General features: G+C 50.4%; 23 protein-coding genes. 18 read left to right on the top strand and 5 right to left on the bottom strand.

The annotated features are described in order from the left end of the window. Positions 1-133: 133 nt before the first annotated feature. Both AC5FXQ_RS09550 and pnuC read right to left on the bottom strand, forming a co-directional pair. Entirely contained in the window at positions 134-310 is a 177-nt protein-coding gene (locus AC5FXQ_RS09550; RefSeq protein WP_159439837.1) for a hypothetical protein, read from the bottom strand. 146 nt (positions 311-456) lie between these two features. Next, positions 457-1080: a nicotinamide riboside transporter PnuC gene (gene pnuC, locus AC5FXQ_RS09555; protein WP_493602242.1), complete on the bottom strand. Its 624-nt coding sequence runs from the start codon at positions 1078-1080 to the stop codon at positions 457-459. A 106-nt stretch (positions 1081-1186) separates the two neighbouring features. Between pnuC and AC5FXQ_RS09560 the strand changes: the two genes are divergently transcribed. The 9 genes from AC5FXQ_RS09560 to AC5FXQ_RS09600 all read left to right on the top strand — a co-directional run bounded on the left by AC5FXQ_RS09560 (position 1187) and on the right by AC5FXQ_RS09600 (position 11634). After that, entirely contained in the window at positions 1187-1504 is a 318-nt protein-coding gene (locus tag AC5FXQ_RS09560) for a rhodanese-like domain-containing protein (RefSeq protein WP_493602243.1), read from the top strand. Positions 1505-1590: 86 nt separating this feature from the next. Beyond that, positions 1591-3060: an IMP dehydrogenase gene (guaB, locus tag AC5FXQ_RS09565; RefSeq protein WP_493602244.1), complete on the top strand. Its 1470-nt coding sequence runs from the start codon at positions 1591-1593 to the stop codon at positions 3058-3060. 203 nt (positions 3061-3263) lie between these two features. Next, a complete protein-coding gene (locus AC5FXQ_RS09570) occupies positions 3264-5339 on the top strand; it encodes a GAF domain-containing SpoIIE family protein phosphatase (protein WP_493602245.1) in 2076 nt (691 codons plus the stop codon). 19 nt (positions 5340-5358) lie between these two features. Next, positions 5359-5697 (top strand): STAS domain-containing protein, encoded by a 339-nt coding sequence (locus AC5FXQ_RS09575; RefSeq protein WP_040574303.1) that lies wholly within the window; start codon positions 5359-5361, stop codon positions 5695-5697. Beyond that, a complete protein-coding gene (locus tag AC5FXQ_RS09580) occupies positions 5690-6100 on the top strand; it encodes an ATP-binding protein (RefSeq protein WP_493602246.1) in 411 nt (136 codons plus the stop codon). Before AC5FXQ_RS09575 ends, AC5FXQ_RS09580 begins: the two co-directional genes overlap by 8 nt. 164 nt (positions 6101-6264) lie before the next feature. Continuing rightward, entirely contained in the window at positions 6265-8574 is a 2310-nt protein-coding gene (locus tag AC5FXQ_RS09585) for a peptidylprolyl isomerase (protein ID WP_493602247.1), read from the top strand. A gap of 35 nt (positions 8575-8609) precedes the next feature. Continuing rightward, positions 8610-9983, top strand: a complete 1374-nt coding sequence (locus tag AC5FXQ_RS09590; protein WP_493602248.1) for a peptidylprolyl isomerase — start codon at positions 8610-8612, stop codon at positions 9981-9983. A 6-nt stretch (positions 9984-9989) separates the two neighbouring features. After that, a complete protein-coding gene (locus tag AC5FXQ_RS09595) occupies positions 9990-10955 on the top strand; it encodes an AAA family ATPase (protein ID WP_076420822.1) in 966 nt (321 codons plus the stop codon). Positions 10956-11202: 247 nt separating this feature from the next. Next, positions 11203-11634, top strand: coding sequence for a hypothetical protein (locus AC5FXQ_RS09600; RefSeq protein ID WP_493602249.1), 432 nt, complete (start codon positions 11203-11205; stop codon positions 11632-11634). 79 nt (positions 11635-11713) lie between these two features. On the opposite strand, the gene AC5FXQ_RS09605 is transcribed toward AC5FXQ_RS09600, so the two are convergent. Beyond that, positions 11714-12580: an SDR family NAD(P)-dependent oxidoreductase gene (locus tag AC5FXQ_RS09605; protein ID WP_493602250.1), complete on the bottom strand. Its 867-nt coding sequence runs from the start codon at positions 12578-12580 to the stop codon at positions 11714-11716. A 120-nt stretch (positions 12581-12700) separates the two neighbouring features. Here AC5FXQ_RS09605 and AC5FXQ_RS09610 point away from each other — a divergent pair, with 120 nt between their 5' ends. Continuing rightward, positions 12701-13390: a GNAT family N-acetyltransferase gene (locus AC5FXQ_RS09610; RefSeq protein ID WP_493602251.1), complete on the top strand. Its 690-nt coding sequence runs from the start codon at positions 12701-12703 to the stop codon at positions 13388-13390. Positions 13391-13396: 6 nt separating this feature from the next. Here AC5FXQ_RS09610 and AC5FXQ_RS09615 read toward each other — a convergent pair whose 3' ends face one another. Further along, positions 13397-14452 carry a lipid A deacylase gene (locus tag AC5FXQ_RS09615; RefSeq protein ID WP_493602252.1) on the bottom strand — a complete coding sequence of 352 codons (1056 nt, stop codon included), beginning with the start codon at positions 14450-14452 and terminating at the stop codon, positions 13397-13399. A 253-nt stretch (positions 14453-14705) separates the two neighbouring features. Here AC5FXQ_RS09615 and recA point away from each other — a divergent pair, with 253 nt between their 5' ends. The 5 genes from recA (at position 14706) to AC5FXQ_RS09640 (ending at position 19670) form a co-directional block, all read left to right on the top strand. Continuing rightward, positions 14706-15749, top strand: a complete 1044-nt coding sequence (gene recA, locus AC5FXQ_RS09620) for a recombinase RecA (protein ID WP_493602253.1) — start codon at positions 14706-14708, stop codon at positions 15747-15749. A 171-nt stretch (positions 15750-15920) separates the two neighbouring features. Then, positions 15921-16733: a DUF3108 domain-containing protein gene (locus tag AC5FXQ_RS09625; RefSeq protein ID WP_493602254.1), complete on the top strand. Its 813-nt coding sequence runs from the start codon at positions 15921-15923 to the stop codon at positions 16731-16733. 195 nt (positions 16734-16928) lie between these two features. Continuing rightward, positions 16929-17624 (top strand): response regulator transcription factor, encoded by a 696-nt coding sequence (locus AC5FXQ_RS09630; protein WP_493602255.1) that lies wholly within the window; start codon positions 16929-16931, stop codon positions 17622-17624. 3 nt (positions 17625-17627) lie between these two features. Next, positions 17628-18671 (top strand): sensor histidine kinase, encoded by a 1044-nt coding sequence (locus tag AC5FXQ_RS09635; RefSeq protein WP_493602256.1) that lies wholly within the window; start codon positions 17628-17630, stop codon positions 18669-18671. Between the two features lie 285 nt (positions 18672-18956). Then, on the top strand, positions 18957-19670 hold the full coding sequence (locus AC5FXQ_RS09640) for an RluA family pseudouridine synthase (protein WP_493602257.1): 714 nt from the start codon (positions 18957-18959) through the stop codon (positions 19668-19670). 60 nt (positions 19671-19730) lie between these two features. Here AC5FXQ_RS09640 and AC5FXQ_RS09645 read toward each other — a convergent pair whose 3' ends face one another. Beyond that, the gene (locus AC5FXQ_RS09645) at positions 19731-20711 is read right to left on the bottom strand and encodes an NAD(P)H-quinone oxidoreductase (RefSeq protein ID WP_493602258.1); all 981 of its coding nucleotides are present in this window, start codon (positions 20709-20711) and stop codon (positions 19731-19733) included. 200 nt (positions 20712-20911) lie between these two features. On the opposite strand from AC5FXQ_RS09645, the gene AC5FXQ_RS09650 reads away from it, so the two are divergent. From AC5FXQ_RS09650 to rplM, 3 genes are all read left to right on the top strand, one after another. Then, positions 20912-21277 carry a BlaI/MecI/CopY family transcriptional regulator gene (locus AC5FXQ_RS09650; protein WP_493602259.1) on the top strand — a complete coding sequence of 122 codons (366 nt, stop codon included), beginning with the start codon at positions 20912-20914 and terminating at the stop codon, positions 21275-21277. A 1-nt stretch (position 21278) separates the two neighbouring features. Further along, on the top strand, positions 21279-23378 hold the full coding sequence (locus AC5FXQ_RS09655) for a M56 family metallopeptidase (RefSeq protein WP_493602260.1): 2100 nt from the start codon (positions 21279-21281) through the stop codon (positions 23376-23378). A 205-nt stretch (positions 23379-23583) separates the two neighbouring features. Then, complete coding sequence (rplM, locus tag AC5FXQ_RS09660) at positions 23584-24033, top strand: 50S ribosomal protein L13 (protein ID WP_101444040.1); 450 nt, start codon at positions 23584-23586, stop codon at positions 24031-24033. Positions 24034-24035 lie beyond the last annotated feature (2 nt).

Genomic DNA, 24035 nt, shown 5'->3' on the forward strand with positions numbered 1-24035 from the left:
AACAACATTCTTCATGGTAGACTAACACAATTTGGTGGTGAATGAACTACACAAAAAGCTATATAAAAAAAGGGATACATTTTATAAAATGCATCCCTTTTAAACTTCGCTACTCAGCCTACATGACTTAGTTTTAATTCTCGGTGAAGCTATAATCATAGAAATTATACACCTCCACCTCTTTGGGGTGCCTATCGCCGTGCTGGCATAGCATCAGGCGTTTAGGGCTCTCGTCCGGAGACTCGTATCCCCATTTCATACGGTTCTCATACTTGAGTTCGTCCGGCAATTCTATCTTGTGGTTCTTCATACATAGTGTCATTGTAGCGTGGAACATAGGTACTCGCATACTTTGGCGCACTAAAATTCAACTATTGCCTCAGTTACACTCATGTACGACACATACCATGCCATGACTGCATAAGATAGAAACATAAAACAGGACATTTCTAACAATCATTTTGTAACATGGGCTACAGTCTCCTTTTCCATGTCTCGTTTCCAGTCAAGGTAGCCGATAGTGGCCAGAATCAGGAAGATAAAATACAGGAAAGCCGTCAGGTATAGCTCCTTATAGGTATAGACTCCCACATATACCACATCCACCGCCAGCCACACAAGCCAGTTCTCCAGCCGCTTTTTCGCCATCAACCAGTAAGCCATCAGACTCACAGCCGTGGTAGCCGAGTCGGTATAGGATAAGTCGGCGTCGGTGTAGTTGTCCAGAAAATAGCCCAAGCCAGCAGTAAAGGCTACCACCAGCACGATCAGCACCCACAGTTCCTTTTGGCCTACCTTGGTAACTTTGCGCTCGGTATGCCCTTTGCCGCCGTACAGCCACTCGTACCATCCATAAAAACTCGTGATGATGTAAAAGGCATTCAGTCCCATGTCGGCATAGAGCCGCGCATCGTAAAACACAAACACGTAAGCCGTCACACTCACCACACTAATGGGCCAGGTCCAGATATTCTGTTTGGCCGCCAGCCATACCCCGGCTATACCTGTGATCACGCCTATTACTTCGACCAGGCTCATGGCCTGTAATCCTTCCAGAATACTGTTGTAAAAATCTGTCATCTATACCTGTGCAAGCCCATGATTTAGGCTAATTTGTTGCTAAGTTTGTAAATCGAAACCAAAACGCCAAAGCTAAAGGTATAGCACAAGTAAGAGCCTTATTACTATGGAGGAGATCACAGCGCAGGAACTGAAAGAGAGACTTGGCCGCAGCGCCGAACTACAGATCGTAGATGTGCGTGAGCCTGTGGAGTTTGAGATATGCAACCTGGGCGGTGAACTTATACCTTTAGGGGACTTAACCAGGCAGGTAAACCGCATCCGTCGCGACATACCGGTTGTCATGGTTTGCCATCATGGTTTCCGCAGTGCACAGGCCATCAACTACCTCACCCAGCGCCTTGGCTACGACAATCTGCTCAATCTCAAAGGCGGCATTCATGCATGGGCTACACAGGTTGATCCTACCATGCGGGTATATTAAAATAATTTTCTACCACCCCTTGCTATATTATCCGGATTAATTTATGTAATTTTACGCGGCAAATAAGGACCCTTAATTTATTTGCCATGATCGCTGATCAATCCAAAATTGTATTTGAGGCACTCACCTACGACGACGTGCTTCTGCTCCCGGCTTACTCCGAGGTGCTCCCCCACAACACTGATACTTCCACACAGCTTACACGCAATATCCGTATCAATATACCATTGCTTTCTGCCGCTATGGACACCGTAACCGAGGCTGAACTCGCGATCGCTATGGCACAGGAAGGAGGCATCGGTATCATTCATAAAAACATGTCGATCAAGGCGCAGGCTGAGCAGGTGCGTAAAGTGAAACGCTCTGAAAGCGGCATGATCCTCGACCCGATCACGCTGGAAGAAGATGCCACACTCGGTGATGCCGTTCGCATCATGTCCGAGAACAAGATCGGTGGTATACCGATCACCAATGGCAAGGGCAAACTCACCGGCATCCTGACCAACCGCGACCTGCGTTTCGAGAAGGACCTTACCCAGCCCGTGAGAGCCGTGATGACGACCGAAAACCTGATCACAGCCGCAAAAGGAACCGACCTGGCAAAAGCGGAAGACATTCTGCAGCAGTACAAGATCGAGAAGCTGCCGGTAGTGGATGGCGAAGGCAACCTCGTGGGCCTTATCACTTACAAAGACATTCTGAAGAAAAAAGACCGCCCGAACGCCTGCAAAGATGAATACGGCCGTCTGCGTGTAGGTGCCGCCGTGGGTGTAACGCCTGACGTGATGGACCGCATCAAGGCATTAGTTGAAGCCGGTGTGGACGTGATCAGTGTGGACACGGCACACGGCCACTCCAAAGGAGTGCTGGATGTAGTGCGCAAGATCAAAGACAACTTCCCTAACCTGGACGTGATTGCTGGTAACGTAGCTACTGCCGAAGGTGCGAAGGCGCTGGCTGACGCAGGAGCTGATGCCGTGAAAGTAGGCGTTGGCCCAGGCAGTATCTGTACTACCCGCGTGATTGCAGGTATAGGTGTACCGCAGCTCTCTGCTGTCATGGAAGCCGCCAGAGGCCTGGAAGGGACCAATGTGCCGGTGATTGCCGATGGTGGTATCAAGTTCTCTGGTGATATTGTGAAGGCACTGGCCGGTGGTGCAAGCACTGTGATGGTGGGTTCTCTGCTGGCTGGTACTGAAGAGGCACCAGGTGAGATGATCATCTACGAAGGCCGTAAGTTTAAGACGTATCGCGGCATGGGATCTATCGAGGCGATGGAAGAAGGCTCGAAAGACCGCTACTTCCAGGGCAACGAAAAAGACAGCAAGAAACTGGTGCCTGAGGGTATAGTAGGTCGTGTGGCCTATAAAGGCCTGGTGTCGGAGGTGATCTACCAGCTGGTAGGCGGCATCCGCGCCGGTATGGGTTATTGCGGTACCCCGACTATACCTACGCTGCAAAGCGCCAAGATGGTAAAAATAACAGGGGCTGGCTTGCGCGAAAGTCACCCGCACGATGTACACATCATGCGTGAGGCACCAAACTACAGCCGCTAGTCATTTCATAACACTACAATAAAGGAAGTAGGTTGGCCTTTTGCTAACCTACTTCTTCTTTTTTACGTTATGCAAGTTGTTCTTTAAAAACTCACCTCGACAACTTGGCCAAAGAGCAAAAATTTTTCTTACCTTACAAACTGATAAAGTCTCGGGCAAGCCATTTTCTGTCGCCGATAAAACTAAGCACGGTTTTCCGTTTTATGCTTTATAGAACCAACGCGAAATCTCTATTTACTACTTCGGCTCTGGTCAGCTGGTCACTCCTGCTGGCTAATGTGCTGTTGGCGGCAGAGAGCATGCGGCAGGAAGACACCAATGGCCTGGATCTGCCCTTCGTCAACAACTTCCTGATCGTCGTATTCATTATCTCTGTTTTTGGCTTCCAGCGCATGAGCGCTGACAATCTCAAAGGAATTGATTTCATTGGCTACCTCTGGAACATCTTTGCCAAAGGAGGTATAGCCGCCTACCTGAGCGTCGCTTTGTACATGGTATACCGCATGGTCACCAACTATTCCAATGTGCAGTCGCCGCTGCTGCTGCACATGGTGTATCAGGTAAACTTTGGCTTACTGGTACTGTTCCTGGCAAAGGCTTTCTATGTGTGGCGCCAACTGATACTCTACCATAAAAACAAGTTTATCCAGATCGCCTGGGACTGGTACGAGATCCTGCTCTTTGCTACGCTGCTTCTCACACTGCTCAACTTCAACTACAGCAGCCTGATCTTCATGCCGCTGCTGGGCCTGATCGGGCTCTATACCTTGTTTCTGTGCACCAACCTCAAATGGGTGGCCTACCTGACGTTCAACAAGAAAGGCAGGTCGCTTATTCTGCTCGTAGCCATCCTGCTGGCCTGCTACATCTTCGCGGACTTCTTCTACAACTTTGCTGACAGCCCGCAGCTGGTAATCGACTATACTGACGTAGGCTTCCTGCTGCTGGCCATGTTCTTTGTAGCGCTGTATACCTTCGCCGCATTTCTGGTAGCACTCTTCAGTTTACCCACCTCGAGTGTGTTTGAGCAGAAGAGTGAAGACCTCCTCAACTTCCAGCGCCTGAGCCAGTCCATACAGCAGGGCCAAAGCGAGAAGCAGGTATACGACATGCTTTTTGAGAGCACCGTAAAAGCAGCCGATGCCAGCGCCGCCTGGCTCGAGATATTTAAGGGCGAGAAAAAAGATGAAGTAGAATTATGGCATCAACTCACCATCGAGGAAGAGCAGATCAAGCGTATACGGCACTTGTTGCTGGCCTACAACATCCAGCACATCGACTATATCAACAACAACCTCGACCGCAACCCCGGCTTCCGTGATCTCACGCTGCCCTGGAAATCGCTGATCATCCTGCCCATCAAGTCCAAGAAGCACCTGTTTGGCGTGCTATACCTGCTGAAGGACATTGAACAGGGTTTTGACAGGGAAACGGTCAACGTGCTGCGCACCTTCACCAACCAGACCATTCTCACGATCGAAAACCTGCGGTTGGTACACGAGTCGCTGCAAAACGAGCGTTATAAAGAAGAGCTCAAGATTGCCTCGCTCGTACAGGATAGCCTGATCCCGAAAAAATTCCCGAGTGACAGCTGGTTTGAGATCGCAACTCATGCCAAAGCAGCCAAGGAAGTAGGTGGTGACTTCTATGACTTCCTGCAACTGAGCGAGTCACGCATCGCCATTATCATCGGCGACGTGTCGGGAAAGGGTATTTCGGCGGCCTTCCACATGGCCCAGATGAAGGGCATCTTCCATGGCCTGATGCAGCAGGATATGCCGCCGAGCGAATTCATGAAACAGGCCAACAGCGCCCTGAGCCGGTGCCTTGAGAAAACCTCTTTTATTACTTCTGCGCTATACATCATTGATTATCGCATGAAGGGCTTTATGTTTGCCCGCGCAGGCCACTGCCATACCCTGTACTACAACTCTATGATGGACGATACCTTCTATTTCCAGACAGATGGGTTAGGGCTTGGCATCATTCGTGATAAAAGCTATAACAATCACGTTCGGGAAATGTATTATGATTACAATCCAAGTGATGTGATGGTCATTTACACAGATGGTATCGTGGAAGCACGCAGTCCTGCCAACGAGGAGTATGGAGAGGAAAGGCTGCGTTACATGCTCACCCAGACCTACCACCTGGAGGCCGAAGATATTAAGTGTGCTATTATTAACGATCTGGAGGACTTTACAGGCCCGACAGAGAACCTATACGATGACCAGACGCTGCTTGTCATCAAGTTTAAACCGACTCAACCTAGTGAATAATTACACGTAAAGGATGCCGATGAAAATTACAAACCAAATCAAAGACACAACGATCATCATCACCCTGGATGGTGAACTGGACGCAAGCTCATCAGTAATGCTCGATGAAGCGCTGTCCGACCCCGAGATCATGACCTACAGCAAGATCCTGGTAGACTGCAAAGACCTGAACTACATTTCGTCTGCGGGCCTTGGGGTATTCATTTCGCACCTGCAGCGATTTGAGGACGCTCAGATCAAACTCATTTTTTACAACATGCAGGACAAAGTGCGCAACGTGTTCGAAATCCTGGGCCTCGACCTGCTCATGACCATCGTTTCGGATTACGAGGAAGCCATGACCATTGCTGATGAATAATAAAATTACAGTTAGCTGTACTAAAAAAAATCTGAAGCAAATACGGGACTTCGTCACGGAGTATCTGGCAGGTTATAAACTGACAGATATCCTGATGAACCAGATCGTATTGGCCGTGGATGAGATATGCGCCAACCTCATCATCCACGCCAACAGCGAAGACCCGTCAAAAAGCATTTCCCTCGCCATTTCGGAGAAGGCGGGCATGCTCAAATTTGAGATCGTCGACAATGGTGTGGCCTTCCGCCGCTCTGAGTATAGAGAGCCTAACATCGAAGAACACATCCGGATCGGCAAAAAAGGGGGCGTCGGCATCGCCCTGGTCAACCGCATCATGGATCGGGTGGAGTTCGAGTCAAGCGCCAGGCAGAACACCTGCTTCCTCTACAAAAAAATTAAATAGGGCTGAGCTGCACACTTTTAGCGCCCCTTGTCCGTTATCCGGAACGAAATCGCATGCAATAGGATTATAGTGGTACTTTTTGACTAATCTGTCAGAAAAATTAACTAAAATTGCATGATCTGACCTCGTCAGGACAAAACCAAGCGTTAGTTTATCATCTATTTATGCGCAGCAATCAACTACTTGTTGCGGCAGCAGCCCTCTTAATGGCTGGCTGTACCGCAACCAGGAAGAATGACAAGCAGGAACCTATCATTGCGACCATTGGCTCCCAACCTATTTACACATCCGAGTTTCAGTATGTGTATGAGAAGAACAACGGGGGCAATGAAGACGCCTATACCCGCCAGAGTGTAAGCGAGTACCTCGACCTCTATACCCGATTCAAACTGAAGGTAATGGAGGGCGAAAGCCGTGGCCTGGACACCACCACCGCTTTTAAGCGCGAACTGGAGGGCTACAAGGAGCAACTCGCCCAACCCTATCTCACAGAAAAAAGCGTGACCGACCAGCTGGTGCAGGAGGCTTACGAGCGTCTGAAACAGGAGGTAAACGCATCGCACATACTGCTCGGTCTGCCCAACGACCCGAGCCCGCAGGACACCCTGGCTGCCTACAACCAGGCCCTGGAGCTGCGCAAACGACTTGAGGCAGGCGAGGCTTTCGACAAACTGGCCCGTGAGTTTTCACACGACCCGTCCGCCAGCGAAAATGGTGGTAACCTGGGCTATTTTACGGCCATGCAGATGGTATACCGCTTTGAAGACGCTGCCTACAAAACACCGGTTGGCCAGATCTCAATGCCTGTTCGCACCCGTTTCGGCTATCACTTGATCAAAGTGCACGACAAGCGTGCCGCGCAGGGCGAAGTAAAAGTAGCCCACATCATGGTTCGTGCCACACCGGGTATGCCAAAGGCAGACTCACTGGCAGCCAAGCAGCGCATCGATGCTATCTACAAGCGTGTGCAGCGCAACGAGAACTGGGATCGACTGGCCGCTGAGTTTTCAGAGGATGCCAATTCGGCTGCCAATGGAGGCGAACTGCCCTGGTTCGGCACCGGTCGCATGATCCCTTCGTTTGAGGAGGTATCATTTGCCCTGAAAAAAGAGGGAGAAGTCGCTCCTCCGGTTCTGACGCCTTATGGCTGGCACATCATCAAGCTCATCGGCAAGCAGTCGCTCCCTCCGTTTGAGGACATGGAGCAAAACCTGCGCAACAAGATCGCCAAAGACTCCCGCTCGGAGCTGAACAAAGCAGCCTTCCTGAAGCGCATCAAAACAGAAAACAACTTCAGCGAAGATGCCACTGTGAAAGCTGCCGCTTTGGGCAAGGCTACCGATGCCCTGATGCAAGGCAAGTGGGATTTTGATGCTGCTGACAAAACAATCAAGAACACGCTGTTCACGATACAGGGCAAGCCTTATACCGTAGCCGACTTCTATACCTATGTAAAGGCTGAGCAGCGTCCGCGCATGGCGGGCACTCCACAGCACCACATGAACTCGCTCTATGATAACTTCGTGCAGAAGAGCCTGCTGGCCTACGAGCGTGCCAACCTGGAGAACAAGTACCCGGATTACCGCATGCTGGTGCGCGAATACCACGACGGCATCCTGCTGTTCCAGTTGATGGACGAGAAGGTATGGTCAAAGGCTGTTGAAGACACGGCTGGCCTCCAGGCGTACTTTGAGCAGAACCGTGATAAGTACCAGTGGAAAGAGCGTGCCCATGCCACCGTGATCAGCGCTGCCAATGCGGAGTTGCTCACCAAGGCGCAACAGCAGCTAAGTGAGCGTCGCTACGAGGTACGCAATGGCAAACCAGCCGATATTTCTTTTGAAACGAACAGCGCCACCCCGGATCAGGCAAATATAGCCCGACTGAACGAGCTAGCTGACCGCCTGAGCAACAACCCGAACCTGACGCTGGAAGTTAACGGCCACGCCGATGCACGTGAAGCAGCTGGCAAACGTGACCTTTCCGCAGAGCGCTCTCAGGCTATCGTCGCTTACCTGACAGCCCGTGGCGTAGCAGCAGACCAGCTCAGCGCCAAAGCACTGGGCAAAACAAAGCAGGCCGCCGCTGACAATACCGAAACAGGCCGACGCCGTAACAGACGCGTATCGTTCACGCTTTACTCTTCTGAGTTGAGCGCACTGGCTGACAACCTGAATACTGGCAACCCGCTAGGCGTACAGATCGCCGAGAAGAAATTCCAGAAAGGCGAGAACAAGGCCGTGGATGCTGTGAAATGGGAAAAAGGATCTTACAACACCGAACTGAACGGACGCAAGTACCTGGTGATCGTGCACGACGTGCTGGCTCCTGCTCCAAAGCAGCTTTCTGAGGTAAGAGGCCAGGTAACAGCTGATTACCAGAACTACCTGGACGAGCAGTGGGTAAAGCAGCTGCAGGAAAAGAACCCCGTTAGCATTAACCAGACAGAGGTCGATAAAATTATCAGAAAATAAAGCGGGTCCGCAACGAGAGAGCCGACACAAGCAACATGCATAACACAATCTATAAAACGAAGAACCTGGCCTTGCTACTGCTCAGCCTGATCACAGTATTTACAGCTACGGCACAGGCGCCTACCCAGAAAAAACTGGATGGCATCATTGCCAAGGTAGACAACCACGTGATCCTGCGCTCAGAGCTTGAATTCAGCTACCTGCAGTACCTGGCCCAGAACAAACAGCAGCCAAGCGCTCAGACCGAGCCTTTGAAGTGCGAGATACTTAAGTCGATGGTACAGGAGAAGCTATTGCTGGCCCGTGCAGAGATTGACTCCGTTGTAGTGGAGGAAGCCGCCGTAACCGGTGAGCTGAACCGCCGAATTGAGTACCTGGCCTCTCAGGTAGGTGGCACGGAGCGTCTGGAGCAGTACTACAACAAGAGCATCAAGCAGCTGCGCGACGAACTGCGCCGCACTGTTCGCAACCAAATGGTGTCTGAAAAGATGCAGCGTGAGATCACCGAGAAAGTAACCGTTACCCCGAAAGAGGTGCGTCGCTATTTCAACCAGATACCTGCTGACAGCTTGCCTTACTTCTCCAGCGAAGTGCAGCTGAGCCACATTGTGAAGTATGCTGAGGTGAGCCGCCAGCAGAAGCAGGCTGCCCGTCAGCAGCTGGAAGCTTTGCGTGAGCGCATCCTGGCCGGAGAAGACTTTGCCACACTGGCACGTGAGTACTCTCAAGACCCGGGCTCTGCCGAAGCAGGAGGTGAACTGGGCTTCTTCAAGAAAAAGGAACTGGTACCAGAGTATGAAGCTGCAGCACTACGCCTCGAGCCTGGCCAGATGTCTAATGTAGTGGAGTCGATGTTTGGCTTTCACCTGATCCAGATGATCGAGCGCAAAGGCCAGGAATTCAACACACGTCATATCCTCATCAAGCCCGCCACCGCCCGCGTAGATGTGCAGGATGCCATCGCCGCCCTGGACAGTGTGCGTACCCTGATCGTGAATGACAGCATCAGCTTTGCCAAGGCTGCCAAAGATTTTTCAGACGACAAGAACACAAAGGACAACGGTGGTACCCTGATGAGCCGTATGACTGGTAGCTCTTACATCCCGATGGATGAAGTGGAACCAAGCATATTCTTTGTGATCGACACCATGAAAGTAGGTGACGTGTCGAAGCCGGTAACCTTCACAACGCCTGACGGTAGAGAAGCAGCCCGCATCATCCAGCTTCGTTACAAATCGTCTCCTCACCTCGCCAACCTGCGCGACGACTACCAGAAGATCGCCGCCGCCGCCCTGGCGCAGAAAAGAGACAAAGCCGTGGATGAGTGGTTCCGAAAAAACATTGACACCGTATTCATTGAGATCGATCCGGACTACGACCGATGCAAAGTGCTTGACTTAACGCAATAGACACACATGAAGCAGTATACCTCTGACAAAGAAGCAGCCGATGCGCTGCACCGCTCCTACCAGGACCTCACTTCCGAAATATCTAAAGTTATTGTAGGACAGGAAGAGGTCGTGCGCCTGGTGCTCACAGCCGTTTTTTGTCAGGGGCACTGCCTTCTGGTCGGTGTACCCGGCCTTGCCAAAACTCTCCTCATCCAGACCATCGCCTCTTCGCTGGATATGTCATTCAGCCGGGTGCAGTTCACCCCGGACCTGATGCCGAGCGATATTGTAGGAGCCGAGACGCTGGACAAGGACCGCAACTTCAACTTCGTGACAGGCCCCATCTTCGCCAACATCATTCTGGCGGATGAGATCAACCGTACTCCTCCCAAAACACAGGCAGCCCTGCTGGAGGCCATGCAGGAGTATGCCGTGACAGTTGCCGGCAAGCGCTACGAACTGCCCCGCCCCTTCTTTGTGCTCGCCACCCAAAACCCGATTGAGCAGGAAGGCACCTACCCGCTGCCAGAGGCACAACTCGACCGCTTCATGTTCAACATCACGCTGGGCTACCCAAGCTACGAATCGGAGCTGCAGATCGTGAAGAACACGACAGGCGCTGCCCGTGTGGCACTGGACAAGATCCTGCATGCTGATGACATCCTGGCTTTCCAGCAACTGGTGCGCCGCGTACCTGTGGTGGATAATGTAGTGGAGTATGCCGTGAAGCTGGTTCACAAAACCCGCCCTAACACAGCGATGGGATCAGAACGGGCCAGTCAATACCTGGAGTGGGGTGCCGGTCCGCGTGCCTCGCAGCATCTGATCATCGGGGCGAAGTGCAACGCCTTGCTCAATGGCAAGTACTCCCCTGATATAGAAGACGTGCAGGCTGTCGCATTACCCATCCTCCGTCACCGCATCGTGCGTAACTTTAAGGCTGAGGCTGAGGGCATCACAGTGGAGCAGCTGATCCAGGAATTGCTGTAAACGTTAATTGCTGATTGATAATTGTTGATTGTTTAGAAGTTACTAAGGTATAACTTCAGATAGCTGAATATACTTAAAGTGTGAAACTAAAATCGTGACTTCTACATTATCCTGCGATACACAGAATTCTAACAATTGAGCAATTCAACCATTCAAGAGCCAACAATTCACCAAACAATTTAGCAATCTAAGCTTATTGGTGTAATTTTGCGGCTGTACTGATTTTTGACACATTACCCTGAAACTTATGGAGGCGGCAGCGCTATACGTTCGCTTTAAAGACAACCTGGCCACTATCATCGGAGCCCTGAACAGCAAACTGGAGGTTCGCTCCATGCCTTATAATGTATCCATTCCGCTGGAGATAGACCTGCTGGCTGACATCCTGCGCCTGCACGGCCTCGACTTCAAATCTGAGACAGCGGGTGCTGCTCGCCTGGAGGATTTTACCCGCTGGTTTGAGCAGAACGAGAACACCGTGATGGACACTTTGCAGCATGTACTGGAAGACAAACGAGCCTATATGAAAACGGCTGGCGGCGTGGTACTGCAAAAGGAGATGCTGATCCGTAGACTGGAGTATCTCAATGAAACGGCCCATACCCTGCAGGTGATGATGCGCCAGCAGCAACTCAACAGCCCGAAACACTTCAGGTACCCTTTCCTACTGAATCAATAGCCAGCGGCTATACCTGATAAAAACAAAGCGCCCGCAGACTTATACCTGCGGGCGCTTTGTTCTTTATGACAAGAAGAGCTTACTTATTCCGGATGGAGGTATGCCCCTCTTTAGAGTGATCCAGGTCCAGGTCGCCTTTGGGCTGCTTCTTCATACTGGAGTCTGCCTCCTCGCCTACAGGGCCTTTTGCGACCGTGATGCCTCCATCAACCATGTAAAGTGCACCCGTCACGTACGAGGCCTCGTCTGATGCCAGGAAGCAGTAGACGTTCGCTACCTCCTCCGGACTGCCTCTGCGGCCCATGGGCGTGGCTACCTTCATGGTCTTCACCATCTTCTTATCCATTGGCCCGGTGCTCTTGTGCGTCCAGGCGGTGTCGATAGGTCCGGGACCTACAATATTGACCCGCACACCAAACTGTGCCTGCTCCACGGCAAGTCCTTTCATGAAAGCATGTATAAACCCTTTGGTACCACCGTAGGGCGTGTTCTGCGCTATACCAATCACACCGGCCTCCGATCCGGCCGACACGATGTTTCCTTTTGTCTTGTGCAGTTCGGGCAGAGCGGCCTTACTCATGGCAAAGGCTGACTTTATGTTGTTCTTGATCATGTAATCCAGCGCTTCTTCGGTGTAGTCCTGCAGCAGGTTCACCTCCGGAAACACCCCGGCATTGTTGATCAGGATGTCGAGCTGCCCATACTCCTTTACAGCCAGCTCAACGCATTCTTTTGCATTAACTTCTGTGGAGATATCACCATTATAAGCAATTGCTTCTCCTCCCTCCTTCTGGATCTCCTTCACTACATCTTCTACGGGGTCTTCCGGAAAGCCCGCTACCACCACACGGGCTCCTTCCTGAGCAAATTTCTTGCAGATGGCCTCGCCTATACCTGTACCGCCGCCTGTCACGATAGCGACCTTACCTTCTAATCTGTTTTTCATAGTTAATTGATTAATGTTAAAGCACATGTATTGTATAAGCTTGTAACGGTCATGGCCGTTGGTCGGTTAGCTCCCACTTGGTCCAAGAAGATAATATCCACATTTTTAGCTGGATAGCGTATGACAAACAAAGCAGGCGGAACAACGTCACATCTGTTTCATCATAACAACACCATCGCTATGAGCTATCTATACAACACCTTGCCAGACGCTTTTGAAGAACAACTGGAGACAGAGCACCTGGTGCTGAGGCCCTATGCAGAAGGCGACGAGCAGGAGTTTATGCGCCTTATTCAGGAGAACACGGCAGCCCTGAGTCCGGCTTTTACAGGCAGAGTGGCACGGGTACGCGCACTGGAAGATGCACGCATACAGCTGGCCCAGTTGCGCAGTGACTGGGACAACCGCAAGCAGTTCGACTTTGGTGTCTGGTTCCGGGAGAGCAACACGTACATTGGTGATATCACGCTCAAGAACATAGACCGTTCTGTGCCAAAAGCAGAGGCAGCGTTATACTTTACGAGTTGGTCTGAGATGCTGGATCTGGCACAGGAGGCATTCAGAGCGGTGCTGCATTTTGCGTTTGAGAACGTGAAGCTCAACAAGGTATACATGCGCTGCACACAGTATAATAATGTGTGCTCCCAGTTAGCCGAGAATTGCGGCTTCGTGAAGGAAGGTGTGCTGCGAAGCGACTTCAAGGGTGCTGACTCAGAAGAGCTGCTGGACCTGAGCTACTACGGCATGACCCGCGACGACTACGAGCAGGCAACTCAGCTCAAAGAGCGCGACTCCCAGACTGCCGTGTAGACCCCATTACTTACGGGGTTTCGCAACAAAAAAATCAGTGTCGAAGGTCAGGTATAGCGCGTTCGAAAACTCCAGTTTGGGATTGTCGAGGTCGACTACGGGTTCTAGCCGCAGTGTCAGGTATAGGTCTTCCATGATTTCGATGTCCTTCATCAGACGCAGGATCAACAGATGGCGGTCTTCCTGTATGTAGTCAGGATCTTTGTAAGTTGTGGAAGCCGATTGGAAAAGCTTGCCCCCTAGTTCTGTAATATACCCGTCGCCGCGCCAGTAGCTCAGCATCACATCCTGGTACTTCGTGTCTATACCTGCATTGAGGTAAATAGCGCCTCCTTTCGTAAAAGGGAGCTGGAAGGTATTGGAGTAGTCGTTAAAACCCAGCAGATAATTTTTGGTGTATACCCGGTGGAGTACACGATGCGGCAGTAGCCGTTCCAGTTCCACCCCCACAGCCGCATTGACTACGGTAAGCAAAGGCAAGGGCGAACTATCGATCTGTCCGCCCTTGTGCTGCGCTGTGAACTGCACAGGTATAGCCAGGCGAATGGTATCACCCTCTACTCTGCCAGGTATGTTGAGCAGACGTATAGCAGAACTGACACCACCTGCCACCTCCTCCCGTACAGGATCAGCCCGGTAGATCATCTTGCTCCAGTCTACCCAGGCATCCAGTTTAACACGGTGGGTGTTGAGCAAAAACTGCAGACCGTTTTCCAGGCGATCGTTGATCACACGCTCAAAATCATAGAGTGGCTCCACATAATCGTGGCTGACATTACCTTCTAAAGTACCGAACACAAAGGCCCAGTTTTCGCGCTGCCACTTTACGGTGAAGGTTGGCTGAAAGTCCTGGTAACCTGAGCTGCCAAAGTCTTTCCACAGGAAAGCACCCGCATCTATACGCACCGAAGCAGACGGATAATAGCTCACCCGCGGCATCAGGTGGTAACCAAACAAGGTATAGCCATCGGCTATCTTATTGAAGTACTCGTTGTTTTTGGAAAAGCCAAAGGCATGCAAACCAATTCTAATATGATTAGCATTTTCAGGTTTGACGGGCATGGTCAGCTTGAGTGCATCGTTGTTAATCTGACTATAGGCTAAAGGGCTGTAAAGCACAGCAAAGGCACAAAATAAAAGCCTGAAATATCTCATAAAAAAGGAAATAAGATGGCACAAAAGCCTATCGATATATGTTGTAACAAGACGGCCATACTCAACTAAAATATTTAGCAAAATACCTGTTACTTTTTTTGCAAATTGATTTTGAACGTCGTAATTTCACATCAATATAAAGCTATTTAATTAAACACACATGAGCGTAAGCAACGAAAAACTAAAAGCCCTGCAGCTGACGATAGACAAGCTTGACAAGACTTACGGTAAAGGCACCGTAATGAAGCTAAGCGACAACAAAGTGGAAGATATTCCGGCTATCTCAACCGGCTCGCTTGGACTTGACATTGCTTTAGGAATTGGCGGTTTGCCGCGCGGCCGTGTCATTGAGATCTACGGTCCTGAATCGTCTGGTAAAACTACGCTTACCATGCATGCTATTGCAGAGGCGCAGCGCGCCGGTGGCCTGGCTGCCTTTATTGACGCAGAGCACGCATTTGACAAGGCATACGCTGAGAAACTCGGAATTGACACTGAAAATCTCCTGATATCGCAGCCTGACAACGGTGAGCAGGCACTCGAGATCGCCGATCACCTGATCCGTTCAGGCGCTATCGATATTATTGTAATTGACTCTGTTGCCGCCCTGGTGCCGAAAGGCGAACTGGAAGGCGACATGGGTGACAGCAAAATGGGTCTTCAGGCTCGTTTGATGTCCCAGGCGCTCCGTAAGCTAACTGGCACGATCAACAAAACCGGATGCTGCTGTATCTTCATCAACCAGCTTCGTGAGAAGATCGGTGTGATGTTCGGTAACCCGGAAACCACTACGGGTGGTAACGCTCTTAAGTTCTACGCATCTGTGCGTCTGGATATCCGTCGTGTTGGTCAGATCAAAGAGTCTGCCGACAATATTACTGGTAACCGTACCCGTGTGAAGGTTGTGAAAAACAAAGTAGCACCTCCGTTTAAAGTGGTAGAGTTCGACATCATGTACGGCGAGGGTATCTCTAAAGTAGGTGAGATCCTTGACCTGGGTGTTGAGCTTGGCGTGGTGCAGAAGTCTGGCTCCTGGTTCTCTTACAACGGTGATAAGCTGGGTCAGGGCCGCGATGGCGTGAAGCAGATCCTGCTTGACAACCCTGAGCTGCAGGAAGAGATCGAAGCGAAGATCAGAGCGATCGTAAAAGGCGAGCCTGAAAAAGTGGCCGCTGCGCTGGAAGATCCAAGCGGTGCGGAATGAACATTATTCCCAGCTAACAAGTAATCAAAAAGGTGCTATGCTACATAGCACCTTTTTGCGTTTTAAGTTGTTGGTAGTGTGAATATAAGATATTACCTTAGTGTAAAGGTCTGATTTTGGTATAATAGTTGGATACAAACTGTAAACGACACAAGCCTTACCCGTTAGCTTATGAAAAGGATATTACCAGTTATTGTGTTAGTGTTAGTTGTTCTCTCCGGCTTCGTAGCCAAGGAGTCGCTACGCACAGTTCCAAATGAAAGCTTCACAGCAGGAGAGTTGCTTAAATACAAAGTGCATTACGGCCCTATCACAGCGGCCGAAGCCGTGATAGACATAGCACCTAACCTGCATCGCATCAACGACAGACCTACTTATAAAGCAACTGTGTATGGTAAGACCACCAGCTCATTCGACCTCTTCATCAAGATCCGCGACACCTGGCAGTCTTACATTGACACGGCTGCTATTTTGCCTCACCGCTCTTTCCGTAACATAGAGGAGGGCAGTTACCGCAAGCGTGAGACAGTGGACTTTAACCACTTCACAAACACGGCGCAGGTAGAAATGAAGAAAAAGAACAGGGACAAGAAGCAAAGCACTCATAAAATTCCAGCTGGCGCCCAGGATATTGTGAGTGGCTTCTACTACCTCCGCACACTGGATTATGACCGCTTCAAACCGGGCGACAAGTTCACCATTAAAGGCTTTTTTGACGAGGAGGCCTTTGATATGGTGGTAACTTACCAGGGCCGCGAAACGGTTAGCACAAAGGCTGGTTCCTTCAGAGCCATCAAACTTGTGCCCCGAATGCCCAAGAACAAGCTCTTTAAGGGAGAGGATGCGATTACGGTATACCTGTCAGATGACAGAAACAAGGTGCCGGTGCTGATCTCAGCTGACATGTTCGTGGGCGCTGTAAAAGTAGACCTGTACGAACACAAGAACCTGAAGCATAAACCTGCCCTTGTGGCACAGAAATAAAGGAAAAGCCAGCTCTAGTAGCTGGCTTTTTTTGTACATGAGCTGCCAATGTTAAGAAAATATTATGATTTGGTTATCTACGCATTCCATACCTGCCGAAATAATATCTTTGTCATGAAATGGTCGCTACCAAATGGCTTCCAACAATAGCTATACCTGCCTGTTCTGCTGGCAGGCAACTCTAATCATAAACACGTGCAGACACCAACCCAAGCCCATTACAAAATACTGGTAGTTGACGATGACCCGGATATCGTGGAGCTACTGCAGTACAACCTGGCCCGCGAAGGCTATGCCGTAGCCCAGGCCGAGAACGGCAAGAAGGCCATAGAGGTCGCGCATACCTTTAAGCCGAATGTGATTCTGATGGATGTGATGATGCCGGTACTGGACGGTATAGCCGCCTGCCGCCAGCTGCGCGAAGAGCAGGACTTCCGCCAGACACACATTATCTTTCTGACTGCCCGATCCGAAGAGTTCTCCGAGGTTGCCGCTTTCGACGCCGGCGCTGACGACTTTATCACAAAACCCATTAAACCCCGTGCCCTGCTCAGCCGCCTGGCAGCCTACGCCCGTCGCGATGCGCAGCAGGAAGAGCAGGAACAGGTGATTGAGATTGGAGGTTTGCGTATAGACCGCACCAGCTTTGCCGTGTACAAAGGCGAAGAAAAGATCACGCTTCCGAAAAAAGAGTTTGAACTCCTATCCTTTCTGGCAGCCACTCCCAACAAAGTATTCACGCGCGAAGAGCTGCTCAACAACGTGTGGGGAAGTGATGTGTATGTAATCGCCCGAACTGTGGACGTTCACATCCGGAAAGTGCGTGAGAAGATTGGGGAAGATCAGATCAGAACCATCAAGGGTGTTGGCTATAAGTTTAACACAGACTAATTCATGAATTTAAACTCCCGTACGCTTGCCCTTTTAGTATCCCTGGCAGTGGCCCTTGTGCTCACTGCCTTTTTGGCTTTAGCCAGCTACTTCTCCTCAAGGGGCTTAATGGCGGCGCTTGTACTGGTGTTCATCTGCTGCTTTCTGCTGATCTACTTCTCCTACGAGGCACTGGTATTCCGTGAGATCAAGAACGTGTACTCTAGCCTTGAGAAAATCAAAAAACAGGAATACCGCAAAGCAGAGGGCCGCTCCCTGTTTACAGCTGACCCGCTCCGGAAAATAAAAGACGATATCTACCAGATCGCAGAGCGCAAGCAGCAGGAGATTGACGAACTCAGGCACCTGCAGGTAATGCGCCGCGAGTTTTTGGCTGATGTATCGCACGAGCTCAAAACCCCTATTTTTGCTGCTCAGGGCTTTATCCATACCTTGCTCGACGGCGCCATGGATGACCCAAACGTACGCGACAAGTTCCTGCAAAAAGCCGCTAACAGCCTCGACGGTCTTGACACCCTGGTGCAGGACCTGATCAGCATCTCGCAATTTGAGAAGGGTGTTGTGAAAATGGAGAAGCAGGACTTTGACGTTGTGCAACTCGTGCGCGAGGTGTTTGAGCAACTGGAGCAGAAAGCCAGCAACAGCCAGATAAAACTGCACCTGCTGGATGTGGAGCCAAATGAAAGGGTCATGCTGCACGCCGACCCCAACCGTATCCGGCAAGTGTTTATCAACCTCGTGGACAATGCCATCAAGTACGGACGCACAGGAGGAAATATCTGGGTTTCGTTTACGGAAGGTCGTAAGCGCTATACCATTACTGTAAAAGACGACGGCACAGGTATAGCCCAGGAGCACATCAACCGCATATTCGAGCGCTTCTACCGCATCGACAAAAGCCGCTCCCGCGACAAAGGAGGTTCGGGTCTCGGCTTGGCTATCTCCAAGCACATCATCGAAGCTCACCGCTCCTTCATCGCCGTTAAAAGCGAGCTCGGCAAAGGGACTACCCTCCGCTTTAAGCTGCTCAAGGCGAAGGGTAATTAAATTGCTGAATTGTTAAATGGCTAAATTGATGATTGTTTCTAAAACAAAACACAGGTAGAACCAACTGTCGCGTTTAGTTTGTGATTACACCCATATATACTCGACGTATCTATCAGATTTATAGAGTTTCAACCGTTTAGCAATTCAACAATTCAGCCATCTAACAAATTAACAACGCAACAATTCATAATCAGCAACCAACAATTAATACCCCCGCCAAAATTGCGTATCTTTGCAGGCTGCGTGGCTAAGGTATAGCTGCGCTTTTTAATGACACAGTAACGCATGAAATACCCGGTTTTTAAAGACCTGATCATATTTGAGAACGAGGACTTTCTGGTGGTGAATAAGCCCCCGTTTTTGTCCACCCTCGAAGACCGCACTCCTAACACCACCAATCTCCTAAAGCTCGCAAAGCAGCATAACCCGGATCTGCAAGCCTGCCACCGCCTCGACAAGGACACTTCGGGCTGCCTGGTGTTTGCCAAAAATCCGGAGGCCTACCGCCATGTGTCTATGCAGTTTGAGCATCGCGAGGTGTACAAGGTATACCATGCCGTGGCCTGGGGTGTGCATAAATTCGAGGACCAACTGGTGAACCGATCAATACTGGCGGGTGCCAAAGGCGTAGCCAAGCTTACCCCGCAGGGCAAGCCCGCCGAAACCTACTTCACGACCCTGGAAAGTTACAGCCGCCATACCTTGCTGGAGTGTATGCCGGTGACGGGTCGCCTGCACCAGATTCGTATACACCTGGCCTTTTTGGGAGCTCCGATTGTGGGTGATAAACTGTACGGCGGAGAAGATCTATACCTGAGCACGCTGAAGCGCAAGTTCAACCTGAAGCAGCAGACCGAAGAGCAGCCGCTCATAAAGCGCTTTGCGCTGCATTCGCATACCATTGGCTTCCGACTGATGAACGAAGAGCCGATCAAAATAGAGGCACCTTACCCGAAAGACATGGCCGTGCTTATCAAGCAACTTCGGCAGTATAACTAGAGTATAAAACAAAGGGGCCTGATGCGACATCAGTCCCCTTTTTGCTTTTACAAGGTATAGCTAACTAACTCGCAGCACAATCTTCCCAATATTCTTATTAGCCTCCATATAGCGGTGCGCCTCCGCGGCGTCGGCCCAGTCGAATACAGAATCAATAACAGGTTTTATTGTCCCCTTCTGAAATAAAGGCATAGCAAAAGCAGCCATATCCTGTGTGAGCTTGATCTGGTAGTCGCGGGTGCGGGAACGCAGGGTAGAGCCGATTACCTGCAGGCGCTTGATCAATATCTGGCGCAGGTCAAACTCTTCTACTTTGCCACCTCCCAGACTTGCCAGCAGCACCATCCTCCCATCCAGACGCAGGCACTCGATGTTTTGCTTGAAGTATGGCCCGGCAATGAAGTCCACGATCACATCCACTCCTTCTGAATTGGTATAGGCCAGCACTTCGTCTTCAAAGGGCACCTCTTTGTAATTGATAGCTTTATGGGCGCCCAAGTCGAGGCAGGCTTTTACTTTGTTTTCAGAAGCCGTTACCAGCACCTCAGCCTTGAGGGCACGGGCCAGTTGTATACCTGCCGTACCTACCCCGCTGGCTCCGGCGTGTATCAGTATGCGCTCGCCGGCCTGCAATTTGCCCAGCCAGGAGATTGCCTGCCAGGCCGTGAGAAATACCTCCGGTATACCGGCGGCCTCTTCCATGCTCAGGTTTTCAGGTATAGCCATGGCCATCTCCTCGTGTATCACGGCATACTCAGCATAACCACCGCCTGGTAACAGGCCCATGATTTTGTCGCCTTTCTTAAAACGGGTGCAGCTTATACCTGCTTCTACTACCTCCCCGGCTATTTCGAGGCCCAGCAGCGGACTTTCTCCCTTCGGGGGCGGGTATTTACCCTGTCGCTGCAAGGTGTCGGCACGGTTGAGCGCAGTGGCATGCACGCGCACCAGCAGTTCGTGAGGTTTAGGCAATGGCTGTTCGTACTCTCCCAGCACCAGTTGCTCGGGTCCGCCGGGTTGCTTTACAAGTATGGCTTTCATATCAGTCAGTTAGGATTTGGTTTTGGCTATACCTTAAGACGCCAGCTAAAAATAGATGTTTCCAATTGAAAGCCAAAATGACCTTCACTTGCTTCAAACAGCCCTCTACACCTTGACCAGAATTATTTTTAGAGAATTATGGGTCAAACACTTGACCTTTCTACGAAACTTTCGTAAATATACGAAAACATCGTAGAATTATGGAAAAGCTAACGCAACAAGAAGAGGAAGCCATGCAGGCGATCTGGTCGCTGGACGGCGGCTTTATAAAAGAGTTTCTGGAAAAGCTCGAAGAACCCAAGCCGCCCTATACCACACTGGCCTCTACGGTGAAGAATCTGGAAAAGAAAGGCTTCCTGCAGGGCGAAAAGTTCGGCAACACCTACCGCTATACCCCGCTCATCAAAGAAGAAGACTACAAGAAGCGCTTCATGAAAGGCTTTGTGGGCGACTACTTCAAAAACTCCTACAAAGAACTGGTGGCATTTTTTGCAAAGGAAAAGCAGATCAGCACGGAGGAGTTGAAGGAGATTATTGACATGATCGAAAACAAAAAGTCGAAGTGATATGCCAGCCCTGCTCCTATACCTGCTGAAAGCGAACGTAGCCCTGCTGCTATTCTATCTGGTATACTACCTGGTACTACGCAAGCTTACGTTCTACCACCTCAACCGGCTTTTCCTGGTGTTCGGCATTGTGTTCTCAGCGGTATACCCACTGATAGACCTCTCCGAACTGTTTAGCAGGCACGAAGAACTGGCCACTGTGCAAAGCTATGTTGTGGTGATACCTGCCTGGACACCCACCGCTATACCTGAACAAGCCCCTGCATTCGACCATTGGCTTATACCTGTCGGGCTGTTCTGGCTCGGCTGCGGACTGATGCTGCTTCGGCTGATCGTGCAGTTCGCTTCGCTTTACCGCATACACCGCGCCTCTGTGCCTGCCTCCTACCAGGGCGTGGACTTCCGGAAGGTACCAGGTATAAGCGAAGCCTTCTCGTTCTGGAAAACCATTTACCTGAACCCGGCGCAGCACCAATCGCCCGAACTGGAGTCGATACTGCGGCACGAGCAGATACACGTGAACGGCTGGCATACCCTGGATGTGCTGCTGGCTGAACTGAGCACCGTGTTTTACTGGTTCAACCCGGGTGTGTGGCTGATGAAACAGGCCATGAAAGAAAATCTTGAGTTTATAGCTGACCAGCATGTTGTAAATGCTGGCGTTGATAAAAAAGAGTACCAATACCTCTTACTGAAAGTTGTAGGCGCCACACAACCTCAGATTGCCAATCAGTTTAATTTCCCATCCCTTAAACGAAGAATTGCCATGATGAATAAAATGCCCACAAGCAGGGCAAACCGGCTCAGACTGCTGGTTGTGCTGCCCTTAGTCACTGTGCTGCTGGTTGCTTTCCGAAGCGCCTCACCAGATGATATTACTACAGTCACAGATGTCGTACTTCCAGAAAATGTAAGACAGGAGGCCCCTGCTGATCCGAAAGATGAGTATGCCGCCTTCTATGAGCGAAACCCAGAGGTAAACCGAGTTTCCTGGAGATCAAACCGGAAAATAGTAGTGGTACTCAAGTCTGGTGCGGAAGAGGTTTACACCTTTGGCGACAAAAAGGGCATGGCCGCCGCCGAGCTGAAATATGGCGAAATGCCCGGTACGCCACCAGTTGTAAAGAGAGACAGCGAAGTACCGACGTCATCTCAGGACAATGACGATAAACTAACAAAAGAGCTTGTTGATCATCTGATGAAGAACCCGGCGGTTAAGAACGTCTCAGCCAGAACAATTGATCAGCGCAGTGCCATTGTGATCAGATTAAACGGAGGCGGCACAGAAGTGTACTTTATGGACAATGCCGAAAACATCGCGACATTAAAGCGTAAATACAGCCTTCAAGAGCTGCCACCACCTCCACCGCCACAAGCTGCATCAGAATCAAAGTTACCAGACGCCGAGCTTTATTATATTGATGGAGTGCAGGTCAAAAAATCTACTGTTGCCCAATTAGACCCTAAGACTATTCATAGCATACAGGTGTTCAAAGGAGAAACCGCGGTAGAGACTTTTGGTAAAGGAGCATCACAGGGCGTAGTTTCGATCGTTACCGAACAAAACAAAAATTCCCGTCAGGTACAGGAGTTCAACAAAAAGTTGCCTGTACCACCAGCGCCTCCTGCACCACCTGCACCGGAAGCACCCGGCACCCCACCACCGCCTCCTGCGCCTGGCAAAGAGGCAATACCACCCGTACCTCCGGCACCTTCTGGTGAGCAGCTTCCTCCGCCGCCACCTCCGACCAGGTATGAGGGCCCGGCTATACCTAAAGCAGGCGGAGCGCGACTGGTTGAAACCGAAGAGTTCGTTACCTATTTTCTTTGGCCAGAGGAGATCACACAAAGAGAACTGGAAGTAGCACAAAGGGCCTTCAGAGAAAGCAATTTTGATCTGACGTTCAATGAAAAGTTCGAAAGTGGCAAGATCAGCAGTCTGAACATAGCGCTTGCTTCCCCAAACAAGAAGTCACGTGCAAATGCCACCTACAATGCAGGCGCCTTGAAAAATCTGCTGGACGCTGATAATATTGTGATCGTGCAGGGAAACAAAAAGACAGGTGAAGTTCGCATTGCGACAACCCTTGCACCAAGATAACACACCTGTATAGATGATAGATTAGCTTACAGGCAGCGGCGCAGCTTTGTGCCGCTGCCTTCTTTTTACACTATTCCCCTGTGTTCCAGCATATTTCTACACCAAGTATTGCATATCAAATAAAGAGTTTCTATCTTTGTGACCATTTTTCAAGAACCATCGAGAAAAAATTAATTGTTAAATAAATCGCTTACAACCACCAAAAATGGATCATTTAAGTTATAAGACCCTTACTGTCAATAAGAAGACAGCCAACAAAGGCTGGGTGATTATTGATGCAGGGCAAGGAAGCTTGGGTCGCGTGGCGTCTGAAATCGCCAAGATCCTGAAAGGCAAGAACAAGCCTTCGTATACGCCAAATGCTGACTGCGGCGACAACGTGATCGTTATCAATGCTGATGACACGCGTTTCACTGGTCGCAAGTGGGACCAGAAGTACTACCTGACGCACACTGGTTACCCAGGTGGTCAGAAGAAGACTTCTCCACGTGAGCTTAAGGCTAAATCATCAACGCTGCTAGTAGAGCGCGCGGTTCGTGGCATGTTGCCTAAAGGCCCACTAGGTCGCGAGCTTTTCAGAAATCTTCATGTTTTTGCAGGAAGCGAGCATCCATTTGCAGCTCAGCAGCCTAAAGAATTAACCCTCAACATCTAATA

It is taken from the genome of Pontibacter sp. LHS1, assembly GCF_058932855.1.